Consider the following 21,628-nt stretch of genomic DNA (forward strand, 5'->3'; position numbering starts at 1 on the left):
AAATGAAAATTAAATCCATTCACGTTAGTAACTATCGTGCTTTTCTGAATCACAACGATGAGGAAAAGGATCGATATAGAATAGAGCTGCCTGAGGGAGAAAATTTGTTGATATATGGGGAGAATGGCAGTGGAAAATCATCGCTTTACCGAGCGCTTAAGGATGTGTTTCTGTCTGGAAGGACTTTGGGACATACTTTTAGCAAGAATCTGTTTTTTCGTCAGGAGAATGTATCTGATCCGCCATGCGTTCACATGCAATTGGATGACGGGCAGGATATTTTTTTCTCTTCCGACGAAGATCTGACTAACACTACAAGCAGTCAGCTTATTAAGGAGGCAGGTATACTTAGCGGTTTTATTAGTTATCGGGATTTGTTAAAGTTACATTTCCGGGATAATGATGATGCTCCGGATTTTGTCTCTTTTTTTCTTGGAAAAAACGGACTTTTCAGTCACCTTGAAATTCCCGCTCCCAAAAAACCTTCAAATAAGATTTCTGTTGGAGAATTGTGGCAGAAGATATTGGAAAAGAAAGATGATACTGATATAGACGATTACAATATCAATCTTGACTCAATATTTGAAAGTCTGCAGCAGAAAGCTAATTTACTACTCGCCAGGTTTCACAGAGAATGTAATATTTGTATTAAGTATAATGATTGCAGGATTGAAGATGGCATATTGATCAATCCTGAAATATCCTTTGATATCAGCTTTTTTGATACAAATATTTCTAAGCACCATGATTTTCTTAATGAGGCAAGACTAACGTCGATGGCAATCTCTGTTTATCTTGCTCATTTACTTAATCTACCTCCTTCAAGTATCAGGATTCTATTTTTGGATGATATATTTATTGGGCTGGATATGTCAAACAGATTACCATTAATAGATATCTTATTAGCTGATAATCTTGGAGATGGAACATCTTTTAAGGATTTCCAGGTTTTTTTGACGACATATGACAGGGAATGGTTTGGGGTAGCAAAGAGTTATCTGAGAAAGGGATGGAAGCATATTGAATTTTATGTCGATAATCATGCTCAACAGCCGGATAGACCCTTCATCCGGAATTCCGACTCTTATAAAGAACGGGCTCGTTTTCACTTCATTCATTGCGACTATCCGGCCAGTGCCAATTATCTGAGAAAGGAGTTTGAGCGAATATTGAGAAGTGTTTTGCCTGGTAATTTATTATATCCGGGAGTTGAGAAGGGTGGAATCGATAATGGCTCCATTATATTGGCCAGGAATAGATTTGATATGGTGCAAAATGATGATGTCTGGTCTTTTAGGGTGAAAGAGCCACAAGATGGTCAGTTAATTAACCCTCTGAAATTTGCGAACCTTCAGAGCCTTATTAATCAATTTCAAAGTCTGGTAAATCAATATAATATTCCATTCCCTTTTTTGGATGAATTAGGCGCGGTCAAGAACAGGCTGTTAAATCCGCTTTCTCATGATGATTTTACTTCTTCGGTTTTCAAGCGAGAGCTTATGACTGCTTTTGCAATTCTTGAAGAAATTGAAAAAATTAATTCGAAGATTATACTTCCAATTGACGGAGTTGAATCTATCCAGTTATATTGTATGATAGACAATGGGGCTAGTCAGTGCTGCTGTTATCGGTTCGAGGCTTTGGACAATATCAGGTACTTTCAATATGAAAACTTTCGAATGCTTTTTAATGCAAGATGCAGGTCTCTCTATAAAGTTACCGAATATGGAAAAATTGAAGTAATGCAATTTGAGTATGGTACACTGCGCAAACTTTGTGATTCCGTTATTTTTGATTGCGGAAAGGATAGGAAATCAGATGAGAATTTTATTTATGATTGTGTTTTTACTGAAGAGGGTGTAAAACTATCGGACCTAATTTAAATTTGAGCTATGGAACAAATAGATCTTCATGCGTATTATAAACAATTAATGCAAGAGTTGGAAGGAGAGCAGATTGATGCTGAGGATGGTGCATTTCTGGAACAAATATTTACCAATCATGCCTTAAGTCTTCTTTCAGAAAGTGGGGAAACAGAGAATTACCATGTAGCATTCGATGAGTGTATTGTACCTCGCAATAAACATAAGATAAATGCATATGCTATCTCTGATAATTATGAAACAATTGACTTATTTATAACCAGATTTGTACACTCAGATCCTATACAGAGAATTTCGAAGCAGGAAATCGAAAGTGCTGCCAAACTTGCGGTTAACTTTTTTAAAAAGGTACAGTCCTCTGGATATGCTCAGGATCTGGAAGAATCTACCGAAATCTTCGATTTTGCCAGAACTATTAGCGAATCTGAAGATCTGCGAAAGAAACTGGTAAGGTTAAATGTAACCATTCTCACGAATGGCTTTTTTAAAGGTGACCTACCTGATGAAAGAGAATTATTTGCATGGCCGGTTTTTTTTAAAATCGTTGATATTAATTATCTGTATAACATAACGAAAAAAGAACGTACCCCAATTGCTATAGATTTCCTTAAAGGAGGCTTTAAGGTACCCTGCATAAAAGCAAACATAAATAACCCGGAATATCAATCCTATCTTGCAATTATTCCAGCTGCAGCTCTTGCTGCAACTTATGAGAAATATGGGGCCAGGCTTCTTGAGCAGAATGTAAGGGCATTTTTGCAATTTACTGGTAAGGTAAATAAGGGAATACGTTCTACTATTATGAATGAGCCACATATGTTTCTTGCGTTCAATAATGGAATTGCGGCGACAGCAAATGGAGTAAGGTTAAAATTATCAGACGAAGGGCTGCTAATTGAAACCATTGATGATCTTCAGATTGTGAATGGTGGACAGACTACTGCAGCAATTTATCATACTTCAGTGAAGGATAAAGTCGACCTTTCTAATGTGTATGTTCAAATGAAAATATCTGTAATAGGGGATGAAGAAAAATTCAGTAAGACTGTCAGTCGCATTGCAGAATACGCCAATACACAGAATAAAGTTTCTATATCTGACCTAAGTTCAAATACACCGTTTCATATTGAGATCGAAAAACTATCACGAAGTATTTGGGCTCCTCCAGCCAGAGGACAAGCATTACAAACGAAGTGGTTTTATGAACGAGCCAGGGGACAGTATAAAAATGAGAGACCAAAATATGGTTCGCCAAAAAGAAAAATACAGAATTTTGATCAAATAAATCCAAGGTCGCAATTATTTACAAAGGAAGAATTGGCAAAGTATATAAATGTTTGCCAGGAAATTTATAATGGTACTAAGCTAACATCAGGACCGCATATGGTTGTGAGAGGTAGTCAGAAAAGTTATTCTCAATTTATTGCCTATAATCTCCCGGGATTTCCAAATTCATTATTTTTTGAGGAGCTGATAGGTAAGGCAATATTATTCCGGAAAGCAGAGAAGATTTACGGAACCAAACCTAACGCCATAGGTGATATGAGATATATTTCCGTTCCTTATGCTATTGCCTGGCTATGTCATAAAACAAATAACAGAATAGATTTCAGAAAGATCTGGAAGGCCCAGAATATCTCAGCAAATCTTCAAAAATTATTGTATGATTTGTTACAGCAAATAGAAGCATTTATTAAGCAAAATGCTCCCGGTGCATTATTTGGAGAATGGGCCAAAAAAGAGGGGTGCTGGTTTGTTGTCAGAGATAAGAGATTCAATGTTGATTTGCAAGATATAAAGGCAGATATATTAAGTCTGGCTGAAAAAAAATTAAGAGCAAGTGAAATAGAAGCTAATGGGCAGGAAGAACAAAGAAGGTTTGAAGAAGAAAGTCTCATTAACTTTACTTTTGGACAGTGGCAGGCCGTTGGTAAATGGGGAAGGGATTCCGGTTTGTTAAACAGCCGTCAGCAATCTGCTTCTGTCGCAATTGCACAAAGTATAATGAACGGTGAATCCGGGTTGCCCGAAAACCTTATAAAAACAGGACTGAAAATAGTGGAGATCGTAAGGACATATGAGCCAGATTTGCTTGGATAACCTGAATGATAATTCCTCTGTTTTCACCGGAATAGTGATAGACCACGTTTATTATGAAAACACTGATATTAGACTTCGACGGAACCATTGCTGACACCAGGAGCAGTATTATTAAAACTGTTCAGCTAACTGCAAAAGAGCTGGGGCTCGGTAATATCAGGGATGAAGACGTACAATATCTGATTGGTCTTCCCATCCGGGAGACATTTATCAAAGCGTTAGGTATAACTGATGAAGTGAGTCTGGATAAGGCGATCGGTATTTACAGGGCTCATTATAACCCAATCAGCGCCGGAATGGTGGTGCTTTACCCCAATGTGAAAAATACCCTGCAGTCGTTGTTTTCCAAAGGTATATCTATTACAGTGGCCTCCAGCAAAGGCAAAGAAGCACTCCAGGTATTACTGGAGAAGCTGGAGATTTCAGCATATATTGCTTTGGTATTTGGAGAGCAGGACGTGGAAAATAAGAAGCCTGCACCAGATATGGTTTTGCGTATCCTGGAAATTACTAAAACCCAGCCTGAAGCGGCGCTGGTAGTGGGAGATACTATTTTCGATATAGAGATGGGACAGCGAGCCGGATGTGCCACCTGTGGTGTAACTTATGGCAACCATAGCGAAACCCAGCTTCGTGAACAAGGTGCTACCTTTTTAATTAACGATTTTAAGAAATTAATAGATTTCTTCTGAGATAAGATCGATTCCATGACAGAATATACACGGCATATTGCCGAATACGCTACCTATGCGTACGCTGATTTTACCGAACGAGTCCCAGCTGAAAAATGGGGTGATCAGGAATAGAAGCAGCATATCTGAAAAAAATAGCACCTATTGATGAATTGGAAAGAAAGTTTAACGAACATAGAAAATGACTTTGGCTTTCATAAAAAGAGAGATTGGAAGTCGGCGGTACGGTTAGTAGATGAACTGTTAACAGAAAATCTTAACGATGTTGAATTAAACATTAGAGGGATCTATATATTCCATAATATTTTAGTAGAAGAAGATTACCCCGATGAAGAACAGGCTGGTATGGAATATTTACTTCAAAAATGGTTCAACAGATCAAAGGAGAAATTTTCGGATAATGCGGAGTATTTATTTTTTATTGGAAAAATTCTCCATATCGCTGAATGGTATTTTGGTTTAGAGGATACTACGTTAGCTATTGCTTTTCAAAAGAAGGCGATGGAGTTAGAACCGGAAAATTTATTATATAAATGGGCCTATCGCTTTTCCTTTCCCGGTGATGTGGATGAAGGCTTTTTGGCGTACAAGCTTCTTACCAATGATATAATGAAGATTAAGTGGCTTCAATCTAAAGGCTTTCCTGGTGAATATATACTGGAACACTTAAAAATGCGCGAGAAGGAGTATTTAGCAAAAGAAATCTCACAGTAAAAATTATGGCCCTCAGAAAGGATACCTGTAAAGCCTCGTCTGCCCGATAGATGAGGCTTTCTTTTGACCGGGTATTTTCTTAGTTTTGCATACTCATTTCAGGTAGTGATAAAGCGAAAATTTAATATGTATAAAGCGATTTTTTTTGATGTAGATGATACTTTATTAACCTTTAAAACCTCTAGCAGACTTGCACTTTCAAAGGCTTTCGATGCACAGGGGCTAACGTTTAATGAGAATATTTTCGAAGTTTTCCGTGAGATGGACCAGGCACTGTGGGCTAAACAGAAACAACGTTTAATCTCCGTGCAGGAAATAACAGATATCAGGTTTGGTCAGTTCTTTGAGCGTTTGCACATTGATGCTTCGGCGGAGGAGATGAAAGAGCAGTATCAGCAGAATTTATTCAATGAGTATGCGCTGGAACCATCAGCATTGGAAGTGGTAAAGTATTTAAGCCCTAAATATCCATTGTATGTAGCTTCTAATGGCTTCCTGGCCATGCAGCAGAGCCGCCTGAAATTAGCAGGGCTCTTCCAGTCATTTGCTGATCTCTATGTATCAGATAATGTAGGATTCGAGAAGCCTGATAGCCGCTTTTTTGAAGAGGTAATGACGCGTAGTAAACTGAAAAGTGAAGAAATACTGTTCGTGGGAGATAGTCTGGAGGCAGACATCACAGGTGCGGCTGGCTGTAATATAGCCACCTGCTGGTATAACCCTGGTGATCAACATAATCTTCTGCCAGTAAAACCAAATTATACTATCCGGCATTTATCTCAGTTGAAAGAAATTATTTAAGACCTATACCCTGATGGTTGCACTGATAGAAAAACAGTCATCATACCTTGCTGTAACAGAAGAATTCTTTTTGACACCAGCAAAAATATTGCATTGTTACCATGTAGGGTCATGGGATGTTAGGACGGTGGCCTCCTATGATGTGGTGACTACCTCCATCTTCCTGAAGGAGCTATACCGTTTCATGTCCTTTTTTCCCTGGCTTGAAATAATAGGCTTTACCTCTGTTTTTGAAGAAGGTTACTGGAGTATAGAAGACTCGGCTGAAATGTCTATTGATAAATGGTTTGAAAATGCCTCTGTGAAAGAAGAAAGTGAAATAGGTGGCGTCTTGTCTGTAGTAAGTTTATCTTACAAGATGAGGTATGAAGATAATACATTCATCTACCCGGACAATCGTTGTGTGATATTATATATATCCTATGACGATGGGGGCAGTTGGGCTATGGGATTGGATTATGGACGGATGTATTTATGGAGGAACCCGAGGGGCAGTATGAAGTATTTTTAAGCAGAGAGCAGGCGAGACATAACCAGGAGGTGATTGCTTCGTCGCTTAAAGCGGCTGCAGAAAACGGATATGTGGTTTTTGGGGGTGATAGTGATTTATATCGGGAGAACATTACTAATATCGGGTTTGATTTTAAAAAGAAGTAACATATAAACAATAAAGCCTCCGATCGGAGGCTTTATTGTTTATATGGGTTAGTAAGAAAATATTATTGTTTAATCAATTGTACATCTGCATAAAACTTAACCTCATCACTCAGCATTACGCCGCCGCTATCTGTTGCGGCATTGAAAGTGATGCCGAAGTCTTTTCTGTTTAGCTTGCCACTAAGCTCAAAACCGGCTTTGGTCTGACCATAAGGGTCTTTTACAATGCCACTGTAGGTGACATTTAAATCCACCGGTTTGGTAACACCACGCATGGTAATATCTCCACTGATTTTATATTCCTCTTCATCTACTTTTTTAATATTGGTAGATTCAAAAGTTATTTTAGGGTGCTGGGCCGCATGAAAGAAGTCCTCGGACTGTAAATGCTGGTCGCGCTGTTCGTTTTTTGTAGAGATGCCATCTACATCGGCAGAGAAGTAGATTTTAGCATCTGAAAAGTCGTCGTTGTTGCTCTCTACGGTAGCATCGTATTTATTAAAGTAGCCAGTTACATTAGTGATCATCAGATGCCTGATTTTGAATTCAATATCACTATGTACCGGATCAATTTTCCATGTTGCCATAATTGTAATTTTAAGGTTTTAAAGGTTCAGTAGGAAAACGAAATATTGATACCTATAACCAAATTGATCAGATTATGTTCTGGCAACTTTATGAAATAACATAAAATTAAATACTTTCAACCATATCCTCTGTAGTGGCTTTTTTAAGCTTTTTTACCGATATCCAGGCAAAAGCCAGTGCAATAATAAATGCAAATATCCCGGCTGCCAGAACGGTTGCTGGCGCGCCGGTATGTTCTGATACCATTCCGATGAGCAGGCTACCGATAGGCATCATGCCGAAAGCGGCCATTAAAAATATGCTGATGGAGCGCCCACGGAACTCAGGGGCTGCTTCTGACTGTACAATAATATTAGAAATATTAAACTGGGAGACAGTGCCGATACCGGCAAGCAAGATAAATGGAATTGCTACAGGAAAGCTGTTTAGCTGTGAAAACACGATTAATCCAGCCCCCAATAATAAAGTACTTACGAACAGCAGCTTTTTCATGTCGGCATCAGGGCGGCGGGTAGTAAGGAAAACGGTACAGATCACCGCGCCTATCCCTATAACGCTATTGATATAGCCATATGTGGAGGCATCTCCCTTAAATATTACTTTGGCAAATACGGGTAATAAAGTACTGAAAGGTAATACCAATAAGCTGATCAGTGCCATACGCAAGATAATCATACCAATATTTGGATTGGCGATGATATACTTAAAGCCTTCTGCAAAATCACCCAGGACTTTCTTATCCGATTTTTTCGGGACATACGTCGGTAAATCCATGAAGTGTAATGAGATAATGACCGCTATAAAAGTAGCGGCATTGCTGATAAAGCAAACGGAAGCACCAAATGCATTCAGTACAATTCCTGAAAGTGCCGGCCCTAATAACTGAGCTATGCTGGCGGTGGCAGCAGAAAAGGAGATGGCGCTGGGCAAATCATTTTTATCCGTTACTACATCGTTTAGCAGTGTTTGCCGTGCGGGTATGTCAAATGCATTGATAATACCAAGTAGTACGCTTAGTGCCAGTATTAACCAGATAATCGGGTGTCCGAGAAATACCATCAGCGCAAGTATCACCGATTGTATCATGGAGGCGATCTGGGTTATCTGTATTATTTTATAACGGTTCCATCTGTCGGCAGCAACACCGCCAACAATGGAGAGAAGAAATGAAGGAAATGTTTCCACAAAAACAGTTACACCCAGCAAGGCAGAAGAATGTGTGATGGAATATACCAGCCATACGACAGCTGTACGCTGCATCCAGGTACCTAGTTGCGAGATCGTTTTTCCGCCAATGTAAAGCATATAATTGCGGTTCTTTAAAACAGATAAAATATGCAGATTATTAGCTTTTGCCATTATGTGGATTTTTGTGGTAGATAGAGTCGCAAAACTAAAATAACCGATGAAAGTTATCCGGATATTTTTGTCACATCTTTTTTGATTTTGTGGAAAAGTTATCTGGTGGTTCAGAAATGTTTTTTGTATCTGCGTTAAAATCTATTACCTTGAAATTTACAATACAAATTATTAACCTATGATCGAACTAATTACCCGACAATACGTATTTGATAATTACAGGAAATTGACTGCCCAGATTATAAACATGCAGCAGTCTATGTTTGATGCGGATGATTTGTTTGAAACAGCCGATGATAAACAACGGTATATCGAAATGCATGATGCGATAGACCTGGTACCTGCTGATATTATCAAACATAATAGCGTTATTACGTTCGATCACGATAATATTAATACATTTACAGCTGCTATTGCGGAAAAGCTCACAAAGATATGTACCCGACTTCAGATAAGCGATTTAATCGTAATGGCAGAAGTGAAACAGCGATTTGTCGGGAACCCTGGCAATAAATTTGAACCGTTTCAACAGGCGGTCAGCAAGTTTCATCATATCACCCGGGATTTGGCTTATAAAGAAGCATTCAGATTAAGTTTAACTGACATGCCTGCGCTGATTGACATCATGTTCTGGATAGGACGCTGTGATGCGGGAGCTCCTGCATTTATTTTTTTCTGTGATACAAATGAAAAGATGGCTTTTACTTTATGCCAATATGGGGGGATTCATGTTACAGCCTACGAGCCTGATATGATCACCCATGATTTATTAGAAAGCACCGGGATGTATTTTGTTGAGGGAAGATGTGAAGAGGAATTTTCCGACAGTAGCAAGATTACAGGCCGCGTTGCTGGAATATAATAGTAAACTTTTCCATTAATGAAATATGCAGAGACAACACCTATTTCCACTTTATCATCCCATATTCATTCTTTCTGGGAATTACAAGGGGATGATACAGACGGCCAATGGGAGCGAATCTTCCCGGATGGTTGTCCCGGGATTATTGTAAATCTTGGTGAGTCTTGCCAGACTGATAACGGCCAGACTATCATGGAACATGGCAAAACGTATGTGGTTGGCGCCATGCATTCATTTAAAGATAGTTTTATAGATAAGCAGACACACCTGTTAGGTGTTTGCTTTAAGCCTGCTGCTTTTTCATCTTTATACAAATATATTCCGCAACAGGAATTAGTCAATTATACAACTATTTTCGATGTAGCCCATTCCTTTGAGATTGGGAAGATATATACAGATCCTGTCAGGTATCTTAATAGCTATTTCCTGGACAGGAAATTGGATATGAATCCGGTACTACAATCTGTTCTGCAGGAAATTCATCTCTCCAAAGGGAAAATAAGCATATATGATCTTACTAAAAAAAACTTTATCACCCCGCGGAAGCTGGAAAGGCTGTTTAATACGCACATCGGACTGCCCCCCAAAGAATATGTAAATATCATCCGCTTCCAGTCTGCACTGGCAATGATGAAAGCCGACAATAACAAGCATAGCCTTGCAGATATTTCTTTTGAATGCGGATTTTATGATCAGGCACATTTCACAAATGAAATGAAATATTATACCGGACACACCCCTGCTCAATTATGATTTTGTCGCTTTTTTCCAAAAGATATATACTGTCTTGTAATTACTTTTGTTAAAACTGATAGCATGAAAAAAATAGTACTGAACTTAGCTGTGACCTTAGATGGGTTTATTGAAGGGCCTAACGGAGAAGTTGACTGGTGTATACTGGAAGACGATATGAACTTTGAAGGTTTTCTGTCAGATATTGATACGATTTTCTATGGCCGTGTAAGTTATGATGCATGGGGGAATTATCTGCCGGCTTCTGATGCCAGTGCTGATGAGACAGCTGTTTGGAACCGTATTCATGCCAAACAGAAATATGTTTTTTCAAGGCAGCAAAGAGAGTACCCACATGCTACCTTAATCAGCGATAACATCGTTGAAAAAGTGACTGCCATCAAACAGCAGGCAGGAAAGGATATCTGGCTGTATGGCGGAGCAAACCTTATTAAAACCTTCATACAAGCCGGACTGATTGATGTCTATAAAATGTATGTACATCCGGTGGTACTTGGCGCAGGCAAGCCATTGTTTGAAGAGGTAAAGGAACGAATCAATCTGAAGCTGACAGGCACCCGTGTTTTTAAATCCGGCGTGGTGGAACTTGTCTATGAGCCTTCCTGACAGACCATGGGCAAAATGATTAAAATTTCCTATTTTGTAGGTTAATCAGGTTTGTTCACCATTTATTTATTTAAACCGCAATGCACGAGGCCCTTATTCAGTACATAAATACCCATACATCAACACCGCTGACAGACAGTGATATAGATATCATTAAAAATATCTTTACGCCTCGCAGGATACGCAAACGCCAGTATTTCCTGCAGGAAGGTGATGTAAGCAAGTATATGGGGTTTATCGTGAAAGGCGCCATGCGGCAATACAGCGTGGATGACAAAGGGAATGAACATATCGTTCGCCTTTATATTGAAAACTGGTGGGCAGGGGATCGTGAAAGTTTTGCCATGCTGACCCCTTCCAAATATAACATCGACGCCTGGGAAGATACTGACATACTTACCATTACCAAAGCCAGCGTAGTAGAATTTAATACAATTCCTGCCTTGAATGAGCTGGCGCGCAACCTGGATGAAATGCATTCCATTGCTTTTCAAAAACGGATTAATGCGGCCATCAGTATGTCTGTAGAACAACGCTATGCCGAACTGGCGAATGCTTACCCTGAATTTATACAGCGTTTCCCACAACATATTATTGCATCCTATCTTGGCGTAACCAAGGAAACACTTAGCCGGGTAAGGACTAAGCGTTAAATAATGTTTTTATTAAATAGGTTTAAAAGCCCCCGTGCATCGCGCGGGGGCTTTCTATGTTTTTTAGAAAGCTGTCTGTTGATATTTATCAACAGTATTTTGTACGATTTGTCATCGTATCCAGCCTTGCCATCATAGCATCTTTGTAGAGAATTAATCACACATATTTCTCACTACAAAAAATAATGTTATGAAATCAAATGCCATCTGGAAAGCCGAAGACAGCGCCCTTATCCTGATAGATTATCAACCGGAAGTGATGGATAATATCCATGAAAGGGACTTGAAATTAATTGAGCTGAATGCAGTAGCGCTGGCTCAAATGGCTACCAAATTAAATATCCCCGTTGTATTAAGTACTGTAGCCGTAAAAATGGGGATAGAAAAACCCACTATTCCAGCTTTAAAAAATGCCTTGCCTGGCATTGAAGAAATTGACCGTACAACCATGAATGCCTGGGAAGATGAGGCTTTTGTGAATGCAGTTAAGGCTACTGGGCGTAAGAAGCTGGTCATGGGAGGTATTGTGACTTCTGTTTGTCTGACTTACCCTGCCGTAGAAGCCCTGGCAGAAGGCTATGAAGTGATGTTTATTGAAGATGCAGTAGGAGACCGGTCGAAGCAGGAACATGACATGGCAGTGGCGCGACTCATCCAGGCGGGGGCAGTACCTAATAATACAGTGGCGATGATTACCGAATGGTTCCGCGATTGGGCCAAACCCGAAGCGAATTTCGCCCGCGAAATCTTCCCGGAATACCTGGTGGAAGTTTATAAGAGAAAAGGTTTCCCATTACCCAACTGGGCTAAACAAGGTGAAGAAGAAAAAAACTGGGCTACCAAGGCCTGAAACTATCCGTCGCTTTAAAAAGGAAGAAAAATGAAAATACTATTTGTAATCTCGCTGGCAATACTATCTGCCACTATCTCATCCGCGCAATCGCAAGGCCCCTTCACTGGCGCAGACCTGATCGTCTATCATGCGAAGGTCACTACACAAAATCGCTCGCAACCCAATGCTACTGCCCTGGCAGTAAAGAGAGGCAGAATATATGCCGTTGGTACTGATGCAGATATTCTCCTGCTGAAAGACAGCAACACCAGGTTAATTGATGCCAATGGCAGAAGGTTAATACCTGGACTTAATGACGCTCACGTCCACGTACTGAATGAAAAAAACTACAATTATAACATCAGATGGGATGGTGTGCCTACCCTGAAGCGTGCCCTGGAGATGCTGAGTGAACAGGCTAAAAGAACACCACCAGGACAATGGGTGAAAGTAATAGGCGGCTGGTCGCCGTATCAGTTTAAAGAAAACAGGTTCCCAACGATGGCGGAACTCAATAAAGCAGTGTCGGACCGGCCTCTGATAGTCCAATATGCCTATAACCAGGCATTTCTCAATGACCTGGCCATGAAGGCGGTAGGTATCGGTACTGACAAGTTTCCCATGTATCCGGGGACTGTACTGGAGAAGGACCAGCAAGGCAGGTATACAGGGATCATACATGGCTACTCTTTTACTTTCATAGCCATGGAGTATTTTGCGCCGCAGCCTTCTTTTGAAGAAGAAGTCAATTCACTGAGGTATGTTATCAACGACCTCAATCGATTCGGTATTACCTCTGTGATTGATGGCGCAAGTATGGTTGGTTATCCACAGGGACATGTTCCGCTACAGACCTTAATTAACAATAATCAGTTAAACATCCGTTTCCCGTTTATTGATCTTCAATTTGGAGACACCAGCAGTCGGAGCCTGGTAGATGCAGAGATTAATATGGTAACAAAAACACCGATCAGTCCGGGAGAGAATATGCACCCCTCCATGGCGCACGGACACGAGTATGAAGGTGCCGGAGAAGTGCTGAGACAGGAATTACACGACCATGAGAATTTTGATATGCCGGCATTTATCATCAATCCTGATTCTATGCGCCATTATATAGAAGAAGATGTGAGTAAGCTGGTAAAGAAAAGAATTCCTTTCCGGATGCATATCAGCTACAATGAAAATATTACGCCATTCCTGGATGCCTTGGAGAAAATAAACCAGGAGACGCCCTTAGATGGCCTGCGGTGGAGTATAGAACATGCAGAAACCATCAGTCCTGAAAATATGGACAGGGTAAAAAGGCTGGGAGGCGGTATTGCACTGGATGATAAGATGGCTTTGCATGGAGACGCCTTTATTAAAACCTATAGCAGGGAAAAGGCATTGCAAACACCGCCTTTGCGCCGCCTTCTCGAAAAAGGGATCCCGGTGGCCATGACCACAGACGGTTTTCGTGCTTCTTCCTATAATCCCTGGATAGGCATCGGATGGATGGTTACCGGTAAATCAGTATCTGGTACAGAAGTGCTGGCCGCTGACAACCGGCTGACAAGAGAAGAAGCCTTGCGGCTCTATACATTAGGTGCTGCCTGGTTTGAGCATCAGGAAAATGAAAAAGGTAAAATCGCTCCCGGCAACCTGGCAGATTTTGTGTTGCTCAGCGCTGATTATTTTACGGTGCCCGAAGACGAGATCCGCAATATCTCTGCTGTACTTACTGTGGTAGATGGACGTGTGGTTTTTGGTACAGAAAATTATGCAGGTCTTGCACCACGGCTTCCTGAAATACAGCCCGCATGGTCGCCGGTGAAATATTTCGGTGGTTATTACAATACACATCCATAGCAGCTTGTGGGGCTGGAAACGTTGATATTTATCAACAACCTTTTATACGATTTGTCATCGTTTCCGGCCCCGCATCCATCGCATCTTTGTATGGTCAATTTTACTTACACACAAAAAGAAATATCATGAAAAAGCAAGTAATAAACATAAAGCAAGGCCACAGGGCTGATGTTGGCGAATATAAAATCTATCGGGTACTTCCTGATCATGAAGTGCGGGCAGTGGGACCTTTTGTTTTCCTGGATTATGTGCCACCAGTGTTTCACGCTGCTGATGAGCCCCGGAAGTTCGTGAACGGCAGCGGCGCCCACCCTCATCGCGGTATAGCCACGCTAACCTATGTGCTGAACGGAGAAGCGGACCACTTCGATAGCAATGGTCATCATGCGAAAGTATATTCCGGCGGAGCGCAGTGGATGAAAGCCGGCACCGGTATTATCCATGATGAGGCGATGAATCCTGATCCCAATACGAACGACGGGCTTACCCACGGTTTTCAGTTTTGGGTAAACCTCCCTGCTAAAAATAAAGCCGAACAGCCGGATTACCGGCCGGTGCAGGCAGCTGAAATGCCTAAAATAGCATTGGCGGATAACGCCGGATGGCTGAAAGTTGTTGCCGGAGAATACCTACAACAGACATCGCCTATTCCGGCCTACAGCGAGCAGTTTATCTATCATATCCAGCTGGAGGCTGGTAAATCTTTTTCATTAAACGCTTTGGAAGGTAGAGAGTATGCCTTGTTTCTGCCTGTATCCGGTGCCGTTATCAATGATGTTGCATACAGGGAACAGCAGTTGTTAGTGTTTGATACTGCAGCAGGTGAGATCGACATACAAAATGTTACGGATAGTCTGCTTACCGCTATTGTGTTTGGAGGAGCGCCTTATACAGAGCCAATAGTGGCGCAGGGGCCTTTTGTGATGAATACACAAAAGGAAATCGCAACGGCCTATAATGATTTCTATGAAGGGAAATATGGCCACATAAAATATGAACAGCAAGCACAATAAAATCAATAATTATTCATCTACATAAAATAAAATTATGCAAACGCAGGACATACCTACACAGACAAAATGGGTGATAGATCCCATGCACAGCCAGATCGGCTTTAAAGTTAAACACCTCATGTTTACCAATGTCAGAGGACATTTTAATGAATATGATGCAAGTATCTATACTACAGGATATGATTTTCTTACCGCTGAAATTGATTTCTGGCTTAATCCTGCTTCTATCAGCACCAACGATAGTAAAAGGGATGAGCATCTGAAAAGCGCTGACTTTTTTGATGTGGAAAATTTCAAGGAAATTACCTTCAAAGGAAATACCTATGAAAAGGTGGATAAAGGCAATGACTATTACCTTTATGGCGACCTCACGATCAAAGGTATTACCAGGCAGGTGAAGTTGTATGTAGAATTCAATGGTATCGTGAAAGATCCATGGGGCAATGAAAAAGCGGTTTTTAATATCGAAGGGAAGATAAACCGCAAAGAATGGGGACTTAACTGGAATGCGGCTTTGGAGACAGGTGGTGTGCTGGTAGGGGAAGATGTCTGGATAGATATTGAAGTGCAGCTGGCGCGTGGAAATTAATGTGTGAAAAGCCCTACGGGGCTTTTTTCAGTATAGGGCTATCCGGATACATATTCCGGTAATCCGGATAATCATCGGAAAAAACAATGTGCCAACTTTGTATTACCGAAAAAAAATATTTTATGAATAGTACACAGGTTTGGTTTATTACCGGGGCCTCAAAAGGAATAGGGTTGCTATTAACAAGATTGCTATTACAGGAAGGATATTGCGTAGCAGCAGCTTCCAGGAATTTGCAACAATTGATATCAGCCGTAGGAGAGGATGCCAGTGAGCGCTTTTTGCCAATATTTTTGGATATTACTGACAGCGATGCTGTTACTGAGGCCATCAACCGTACTGTCGCTCATTTTGGCGGTTTGGATATCGTTGTAAACAATGCTGGTTTCGCGTTTGTTGGAAGTATGGAAGAGCTGACAGATCAGGAGTTCAGAAGGGCTATGGATGTAAATTTATTTGGTACGGCGAATGTAATCAGGGCTGCCATGGCTCATTTGCGGAAGCAGCGATCGGGGCATATCATTAATATAGCATCAGCCGGAGGATACGTTGCAGTAGGGAATATAGGGAGTTATGCTGCTTCCAAATTTGGTATGGTGGGCCTGACAGAAGCCCTGGCGCAGGAAGTGGCGCCTTTTGGGGTGAGGGCAACGGTAGTATTGCCGGGGTCTTTCAGAACAAATTTCCTGGAAGAAGGTTCCTTAACCTATACCCGGCATCCTATAGGTGAATATGAAAGCTACAAGGTGTTGCAGGGAATGTCGGCCAGAGCAGGAACGCAACCCGGAGATCCTGGCAAACTGGTAGCGGCATTGGTGCGTCTCAGTCATATGGAAAATCCTCCCGTTCATTTAATACTGGGGCCTGATGCATATAAGATGATTATGGATAAAAGAGAACAGGACCTGAAAGAATTTGAGGCTTATAAATCAATTACCATGTCCACCAATTTATAGCTAAATTAAGATTGAAAATGCTGTATAATGAGCCATGAGATACCTTACCATATAAAAACAATTGCTGAATACCACAGACTGTTGGGAATAGATAAGCCCAGACATCCTTTATTCAGCGTAATAGACCATGCAGACATCAGGAGTTTTTCAGATGAGAAATTAAAGTCGAAAGTGTATGATTTCTATGCTGTCAGCAGAAAATGCGGATATGAAGGTACCATGAAATACGGACAGCATTATTATGATTTTGATGATGGTGTGATGGTGTTTCATGGCCCCAGGCAGGTAATTGTTTCAGCATTGTCTGAAAATCTGCAATTAAAAGGATGGACATTGCTTATTCATCCTGATTTTATGCGGGGGTATGCGTTGGCTGCCAGGATGAAGGATTTCGGTTTTTTCTCCTATCAGATGCATGAGGCTTTACACCTTTCTGAAGAAGAGTCTGCTATCATCGAACGAATAATGAATGCCATCCGTCAGGAATATCATTTCAATATTGATAAATTCAGTCAGGATATATTGATCTCCCAGGTAGAGCAATTGTTGAATTATTGTAACCGTTTCTATAACCGGCAGTTCATCACAAGGAAAGCCGCCAGTAATGATGTGCTGACTAAATTTGAAAAATTACTGACGGCATATTTTGAAGATGAAAGTCTTCGGGCGAATGGCATTCCTGCTGTTCAGTATTTTTCTGACAGGCTACATTTATCTCCCAAATACCTGAGTGATCTGCTCAGGAACCTGACAGGACAAAGTACCCAGCAGCATATTCAGGATAAGCTGATAGAAACGGCAAAGGATATGCTGACAACGACGAACCTTTCCGTGAGTGAAATTGCCTATAGTCTGGGATTTGGATATGCGCAGTCATTTAATAAAATGTTTAAGAATAAAACGAATGTTACCCCCGTGGCATATCGGCAATCATTTAACTGAATATTAAACCTGTAGGTATGAATATTGAACAATTACAGGCATATTGCCTTTCATTAAAAGGTGCGACGGAGTACATGCCATTTGGGGATAAGTATCTTATTTTCAGAATATATGACAAATGGTTTGCCGTAATTCCTATGGATGATGCTTCGTTGAAAATCTCTGTTAAATGTGATCCTGATGAGGCCATAGAGCTGCGTGAACGATACAGAAGTGTTGAGGCTGCATGGCATTTTAATAAAAAGTATTGGAACAGTATTACGCTGAACGGAGATATGAATGATAAAACAGTGAAATATTGGATTAAACATTCATTGGAGCAGGTAGTGAGAAAGCTGCCAAAGAAAACCCGGGCAGCCTATTTGGAAATGAATGAATGAATTTTATGTCGTGAACAATGCGGTTGCTTCTTTTATCAATGCTTCCATCAAAACGGCTGCTTTCCTATGTTTTAGAATAGGCGCTATTTGCCCGCCCCAGAAGAATAACATATCCCATTTTTGTTTGTCTATTGCTCCTTTCCGAAGGGAAGACATGAACTGCCGTTGTAATGGAAATGGAAGTATTTGATCTTCTTTACCGATGGTGGCTGCGGAGATGCGGTTGCTGATACCCCGGCCCAGGCGGCCGCTAAACGCGCGGGTAAGGGTGGTATATTTTGCTTTTTCAGAGAAGAGCATTTCGCGATGTAGCGGTAAGGCATTGGATTCTTCACAGGCAAGAAATGCAGTTCCTATCTGTACGGCTTCTGCACCTAATGTCATGGCAGCTTTGATACCTGCACCTGTGGCGATGCCACCTGCTGCTATCACGGGGGTTTTTACTTTTTCTCTGATCAGTTGCACCAGTACAAAAGTGCCGGTGGCCGAAGTAGCGGCGTTGTCCAGGAATGAAGGACGATGGCCACCAGCTTCAAATCCCGAAGCAATTATCAAATCAGTTCCGGTAGCTTCCAGTGCCAGGGCCTCGTCCAGCGTGGTGGCGGTGCCGATAGTGATGATATTTTTCCGGTGACATTCAGCTATAATATCCGCTGTTAGTTTGCCGAACATATAGCTGAATACCCTGGGCTGTATATCCAGTATAGTTTGCAGCTGGTTTTCGAACCTGGATAAATAGGGTTCAGGTTTAGGTGGTATTGGTAGTCCTAGTTCTTCAAAGTAAGGCCCGAACAGTTGTACTGCCTGTTTATACTGGCTGTCAGTACCCTCTGTTGCATCAGTATCTGAAACCCAGAGATTTAAATTGTAGGGCTTATTGGTAGCATTTCTGATTTGTTTGTCAATGTCTGCAATTTCCTGCGGCGTATTGGTGTATACACCGTAGCCGCCTAAGCCACCTGCTTCGGATACTGCGGCCACCAGCTGAGTGGAAGAAAGGTTGCCACCAAAGGGCCCTTGCAGAATAGGATACCTGATCCCTAATATTTCCGTTACTTTAGTTTGATGCCACATCCGTTTAATGATTTAAGCCTGACAGTAAATCGACTTGAATATGATCGTTTACGATTTTCCCTTTTACAAATTCGAAGAAATTTTTTGCGTGTGGTGATGTCTTATGGACCTGGAAAGCTTCCTCATTGCTGTATATCTCATAGACTACAATAGATAATGGCGCATCTTTTTTGGTATTTACGGTAAATTGCTCACAACCTGGTTCCTTATTGCTTTCTTCCGCCATCACGTTCAACGCATCTTTTACTTGTTTTTCGAAAGCCGGTAAAATATCCATATACGCCACCACATATGCTTTATTTTCCGTAGCAGTAACGGGCTGGCCGGCGGTGTCACTGATCATTTTATTTACCAGCAGCCATTTTCCGTCAAATTTATGAAAGGACAGGAATTCGTGGTAGACAAAATCGTACATGCTTACCCGTACCTCTGCGATGGCGATGGAATTTACCACTTTAATAGTAATGATTTCCCCTTTGAAAAGCTTACCGGAATTTTTAGGACTTTGGCGATGTTGTACGCCGTCGAGGTATTCAGGTAAGGTTTTGGCATATGGCTGGCCTTTTACGTCGCCGAATAGCAATGTGCCGGGATAATAAACAGATTTTAATAAGGTTACGTCGCCTTCGTAAATTCCTTTAAAATAGCTGTTCTCCAGTACCTGGGAGATAGCGATGGAATCCTGATGTTGTGTTTCCATGGTAGTTTTGTTTTGTGCTTTGCTGGTCCACGAGAGGGAGACCAGCAAAGCCGTCAGAAGTATGTTTTTCATTTTAAATTAAATTATATCCGGCTCCCATGCCACCATCCACGTTGATTGTGGCACCATTGATAAAATTGCTTTTAGCCACAGTGTATACCATTTCTGCAATATCTTCTGCTTCGCCTACCCGGTTGACAAGGTGTAAGCCGGCCATTTTATCACTTCCATCACCATGCATGGGGGTACGGATGACACCGGGGGCAATGGTATTTACGCGGATGTTCTTTTTGCCAAATTCTGCTGCCAGCTGTACTGTCAGGGCATGTATAGCGCCTTTGCTTGCAATGGGTGCTGTTGCCGGCGCTCCTCCTAACCCGTAGTTTACCAGTGGCGTTCCAATATTAATGACTACCCCGCTTTGCTGTAACAACATTTGCGGAATAACTGCCTGTGTAGTAAAGAACGTTCCTTTGAGATTTGTGTTCAAAAATTTATCGAGGTATGCTTCGTCCACTTCAAGAAATGCTTTGTTTTCGAAGATGCCGGCATTATTTACCAGTACGTCTATGGCGCCAAATTTTTCCAGCGCGAGCGCCACCAGCTGTTCGCCGGTCTTTTTATCTTTAACATCTCCTGCTACCATGGCCAGATTTTCACTGTATCCGAGCTTTTTGTATGCGGATGATAATTTTTCCGGGGTAGATGAATTGATGACAACATTATCTCCTCTTTCAAGAAAATATTTCGCTATTGCTTCTCCTATGCCTGATGACGCACCGGTTACAATAATTGTTTGTTTGCTCATACTGCTATTTTTTATCTGCTGTGATGTTTTTTTCTCTTAACACGGATACCTGTTCCCCTGCATAGCCCCAGTTGTCTAAATCTATTTCCTGTATAGCAATGTGGGTAAGGTGCGGATCTTTATTAAGAATGGTGGTAAACAGGTCAGTTATACCTTTTATAAGCTGCTGTTTTTTTTCACGGGTAACGCCTTCCCGGGTTAAATCAATTTTTACGAATGGCATAAAACGGTATTTATACAATAACATGTGCTAAGACTGCTTTTGCGGTTAATATAAAGTTTAGCTCAAAGTCGTTATAGATGAGCGTGTCGCCCAGGTTCTGGAAGAAGTTTCCTGACCGGAATCTGATGCCATAGGCGGTGCGATCGATGATAATCTTACCGGTAGCGGTTAACAGGTCGTCGCTGAGGGCGGTAGCGATATCGAATGCTACCGGATTGGTAATGCCTTTAATGGTAAGATTACCGCTAACATGTTGATCATTAACACTTGTGATGACGAAGGTAGCTTCGGGGTACTGGTCGATGCCAAAGAAATCGTCGGAGGCGAGGTGTCCGGCAAATTGGGCATTGGTAGCCGGATCGGTGATGTCAAGTATCCTGATGGAAGTAGTATCGACTACAAACTGACCGGCAGTGATCTGTCCGTCTGAAATAATGAGTTCTCCTCCTTTCAGCTGAATGGTGCCGTTATGGGCGCCGGTAACCTTTTTACCTACCCAGTCAATATTACTTTTAGTAACGTCGATGTTGAATTTTTGCGTTTTCATACTTTGTATTTTTTTGTTTTAAAATTTACAATACAAAGTAACTAA

24 protein-coding genes are annotated in these 21,628 nt (G+C 41.3%); 17 read left to right on the forward strand and 7 right to left on the reverse strand.

What is annotated here, in order from left to right:
• Positions 1 to 2 precede the first annotated feature (2 nt).
• From F3J22_RS14410 to F3J22_RS14435, 6 genes are all read left to right on the forward strand, one after another.
• A complete protein-coding gene (locus F3J22_RS14410) occupies positions 3 to 1,883 on the forward strand; it encodes an AAA family ATPase (RefSeq protein ID WP_167018543.1) in 1,881 nt (626 codons plus the stop codon).
• A gap of 9 nt (positions 1,884 to 1,892) precedes the next feature.
• Complete coding sequence (locus tag F3J22_RS14415) at positions 1,893 to 3,983, forward strand: AIPR family protein (protein WP_167018545.1); 2,091 nt, start codon at positions 1,893 to 1,895, stop codon at positions 3,981 to 3,983.
• Between the two features lie 53 nt (positions 3,984 to 4,036).
• Positions 4,037 to 4,675 carry an HAD family hydrolase gene (locus tag F3J22_RS14420; RefSeq protein WP_167018547.1) on the forward strand — a complete coding sequence of 213 codons (639 nt, stop codon included), beginning with the start codon at positions 4,037 to 4,039 and terminating at the stop codon, positions 4,673 to 4,675.
• 147 nt (positions 4,676 to 4,822) lie between these two features.
• Positions 4,823 to 5,389, forward strand: a complete 567-nt coding sequence (locus F3J22_RS14425; protein WP_205195315.1) for a hypothetical protein — start codon at positions 4,823 to 4,825, stop codon at positions 5,387 to 5,389.
• A gap of 126 nt (positions 5,390 to 5,515) precedes the next feature.
• On the forward strand, positions 5,516 to 6,190 hold the full coding sequence (locus F3J22_RS14430; RefSeq protein WP_167018551.1) for a YjjG family noncanonical pyrimidine nucleotidase: 675 nt from the start codon (positions 5,516 to 5,518) through the stop codon (positions 6,188 to 6,190).
• Positions 6,191 to 6,203: 13 nt separating this feature from the next.
• Positions 6,204 to 6,701 (forward strand): hypothetical protein, encoded by a 498-nt coding sequence (locus tag F3J22_RS14435; RefSeq protein WP_167018553.1) that lies wholly within the window; start codon positions 6,204 to 6,206, stop codon positions 6,699 to 6,701.
• 208 nt (positions 6,702 to 6,909) lie between these two features.
• Here the strand turns inward: F3J22_RS14435 and F3J22_RS14440 are convergent, their stop codons facing one another.
• Together F3J22_RS14440 and F3J22_RS14445 are read right to left on the reverse strand one after the other, a co-directional pair.
• Positions 6,910 to 7,434 (reverse strand): YceI family protein, encoded by a 525-nt coding sequence (locus F3J22_RS14440; RefSeq protein WP_167018554.1) that lies wholly within the window; start codon positions 7,432 to 7,434, stop codon positions 6,910 to 6,912.
• A 106-nt stretch (positions 7,435 to 7,540) separates the two neighbouring features.
• Complete coding sequence (locus F3J22_RS14445; protein ID WP_167018556.1) at positions 7,541 to 8,794, reverse strand: MFS transporter; 1,254 nt, start codon at positions 8,792 to 8,794, stop codon at positions 7,541 to 7,543.
• 178 nt (positions 8,795 to 8,972) lie between these two features.
• Here F3J22_RS14445 and F3J22_RS14450 point away from each other — a divergent pair, with 178 nt between their 5' ends.
• The 11 genes from F3J22_RS14450 to F3J22_RS14500 all read left to right on the forward strand — a co-directional run bounded on the left by F3J22_RS14450 (position 8,973) and on the right by F3J22_RS14500 (position 18,231).
• Positions 8,973 to 9,656, forward strand: coding sequence for a hypothetical protein (locus tag F3J22_RS14450; protein WP_167018558.1), 684 nt, complete (start codon positions 8,973 to 8,975; stop codon positions 9,654 to 9,656).
• An 18-nt stretch (positions 9,657 to 9,674) separates the two neighbouring features.
• Positions 9,675 to 10,409, forward strand: a complete 735-nt coding sequence (locus tag F3J22_RS14455) for a helix-turn-helix domain-containing protein (RefSeq protein WP_167018560.1) — start codon at positions 9,675 to 9,677, stop codon at positions 10,407 to 10,409.
• Between the two features lie 63 nt (positions 10,410 to 10,472).
• Complete coding sequence (locus F3J22_RS14460) at positions 10,473 to 11,015, forward strand: dihydrofolate reductase family protein (protein ID WP_167018562.1); 543 nt, start codon at positions 10,473 to 10,475, stop codon at positions 11,013 to 11,015.
• A gap of 80 nt (positions 11,016 to 11,095) precedes the next feature.
• Positions 11,096 to 11,668 carry a Crp/Fnr family transcriptional regulator gene (locus F3J22_RS14465; RefSeq protein WP_167018565.1) on the forward strand — a complete coding sequence of 191 codons (573 nt, stop codon included), beginning with the start codon at positions 11,096 to 11,098 and terminating at the stop codon, positions 11,666 to 11,668.
• 190 nt (positions 11,669 to 11,858) lie between these two features.
• On the forward strand, positions 11,859 to 12,518 hold the full coding sequence (locus F3J22_RS14470) for an isochorismatase family protein (protein WP_167018567.1): 660 nt from the start codon (positions 11,859 to 11,861) through the stop codon (positions 12,516 to 12,518).
• 30 nt (positions 12,519 to 12,548) lie between these two features.
• Positions 12,549 to 14,351 (forward strand): amidohydrolase, encoded by a 1,803-nt coding sequence (locus F3J22_RS14475; protein WP_167018568.1) that lies wholly within the window; start codon positions 12,549 to 12,551, stop codon positions 14,349 to 14,351.
• A gap of 125 nt (positions 14,352 to 14,476) precedes the next feature.
• The gene (locus tag F3J22_RS14480; protein WP_167018569.1) at positions 14,477 to 15,364 is read left to right on the forward strand and encodes a pirin family protein; all 888 of its coding nucleotides are present in this window, start codon (positions 14,477 to 14,479) and stop codon (positions 15,362 to 15,364) included.
• A 34-nt stretch (positions 15,365 to 15,398) separates the two neighbouring features.
• On the forward strand, positions 15,399 to 15,953 hold the full coding sequence (locus tag F3J22_RS14485) for a YceI family protein (protein ID WP_167018570.1): 555 nt from the start codon (positions 15,399 to 15,401) through the stop codon (positions 15,951 to 15,953).
• A 122-nt stretch (positions 15,954 to 16,075) separates the two neighbouring features.
• Positions 16,076 to 16,909 carry an SDR family NAD(P)-dependent oxidoreductase gene (locus F3J22_RS14490; RefSeq protein WP_167018571.1) on the forward strand — a complete coding sequence of 278 codons (834 nt, stop codon included), beginning with the start codon at positions 16,076 to 16,078 and terminating at the stop codon, positions 16,907 to 16,909.
• 27 nt (positions 16,910 to 16,936) lie between these two features.
• Complete coding sequence (locus F3J22_RS14495) at positions 16,937 to 17,851, forward strand: AraC family transcriptional regulator (protein WP_167018572.1); 915 nt, start codon at positions 16,937 to 16,939, stop codon at positions 17,849 to 17,851.
• Between the two features lie 17 nt (positions 17,852 to 17,868).
• Positions 17,869 to 18,231, forward strand: a complete 363-nt coding sequence (locus tag F3J22_RS14500) for an MmcQ/YjbR family DNA-binding protein (RefSeq protein ID WP_167018573.1) — start codon at positions 17,869 to 17,871, stop codon at positions 18,229 to 18,231.
• 3 nt (positions 18,232 to 18,234) lie between these two features.
• On the opposite strand, the gene F3J22_RS14505 is transcribed toward F3J22_RS14500, so the two are convergent.
• From F3J22_RS14505 to F3J22_RS14525, 5 genes are read right to left on the reverse strand one after another with little or no spacing between them, the layout of a single operon-like run.
• A complete protein-coding gene (locus tag F3J22_RS14505) occupies positions 18,235 to 19,305 on the reverse strand; it encodes a nitronate monooxygenase family protein (RefSeq protein ID WP_167018574.1) in 1,071 nt (356 codons plus the stop codon).
• A gap of 4 nt (positions 19,306 to 19,309) precedes the next feature.
• Positions 19,310 to 20,077, reverse strand: a complete 768-nt coding sequence (locus tag F3J22_RS14510) for a nuclear transport factor 2 family protein (RefSeq protein ID WP_167018576.1) — start codon at positions 20,075 to 20,077, stop codon at positions 19,310 to 19,312.
• A gap of 1 nt (position 20,078) precedes the next feature.
• The gene (locus F3J22_RS14515) at positions 20,079 to 20,813 is read right to left on the reverse strand and encodes an SDR family NAD(P)-dependent oxidoreductase (protein ID WP_167018578.1); all 735 of its coding nucleotides are present in this window, start codon (positions 20,811 to 20,813) and stop codon (positions 20,079 to 20,081) included.
• A gap of 4 nt (positions 20,814 to 20,817) precedes the next feature.
• Positions 20,818 to 21,036 carry a 4-oxalocrotonate tautomerase family protein gene (locus tag F3J22_RS14520; RefSeq protein ID WP_167018580.1) on the reverse strand — a complete coding sequence of 73 codons (219 nt, stop codon included), beginning with the start codon at positions 21,034 to 21,036 and terminating at the stop codon, positions 20,818 to 20,820.
• Positions 21,037 to 21,046: 10 nt separating this feature from the next.
• Complete coding sequence (locus tag F3J22_RS14525) at positions 21,047 to 21,583, reverse strand: YceI family protein (protein WP_167018582.1); 537 nt, start codon at positions 21,581 to 21,583, stop codon at positions 21,047 to 21,049.
• Between the last annotated feature and the right edge of the window lie 45 nt (positions 21,584 to 21,628).

The organism is Chitinophaga sp. Cy-1792 (assembly GCF_011752935.1).
Lineage (GTDB): Bacteria > Bacteroidota > Bacteroidia > Chitinophagales > Chitinophagaceae > Chitinophaga.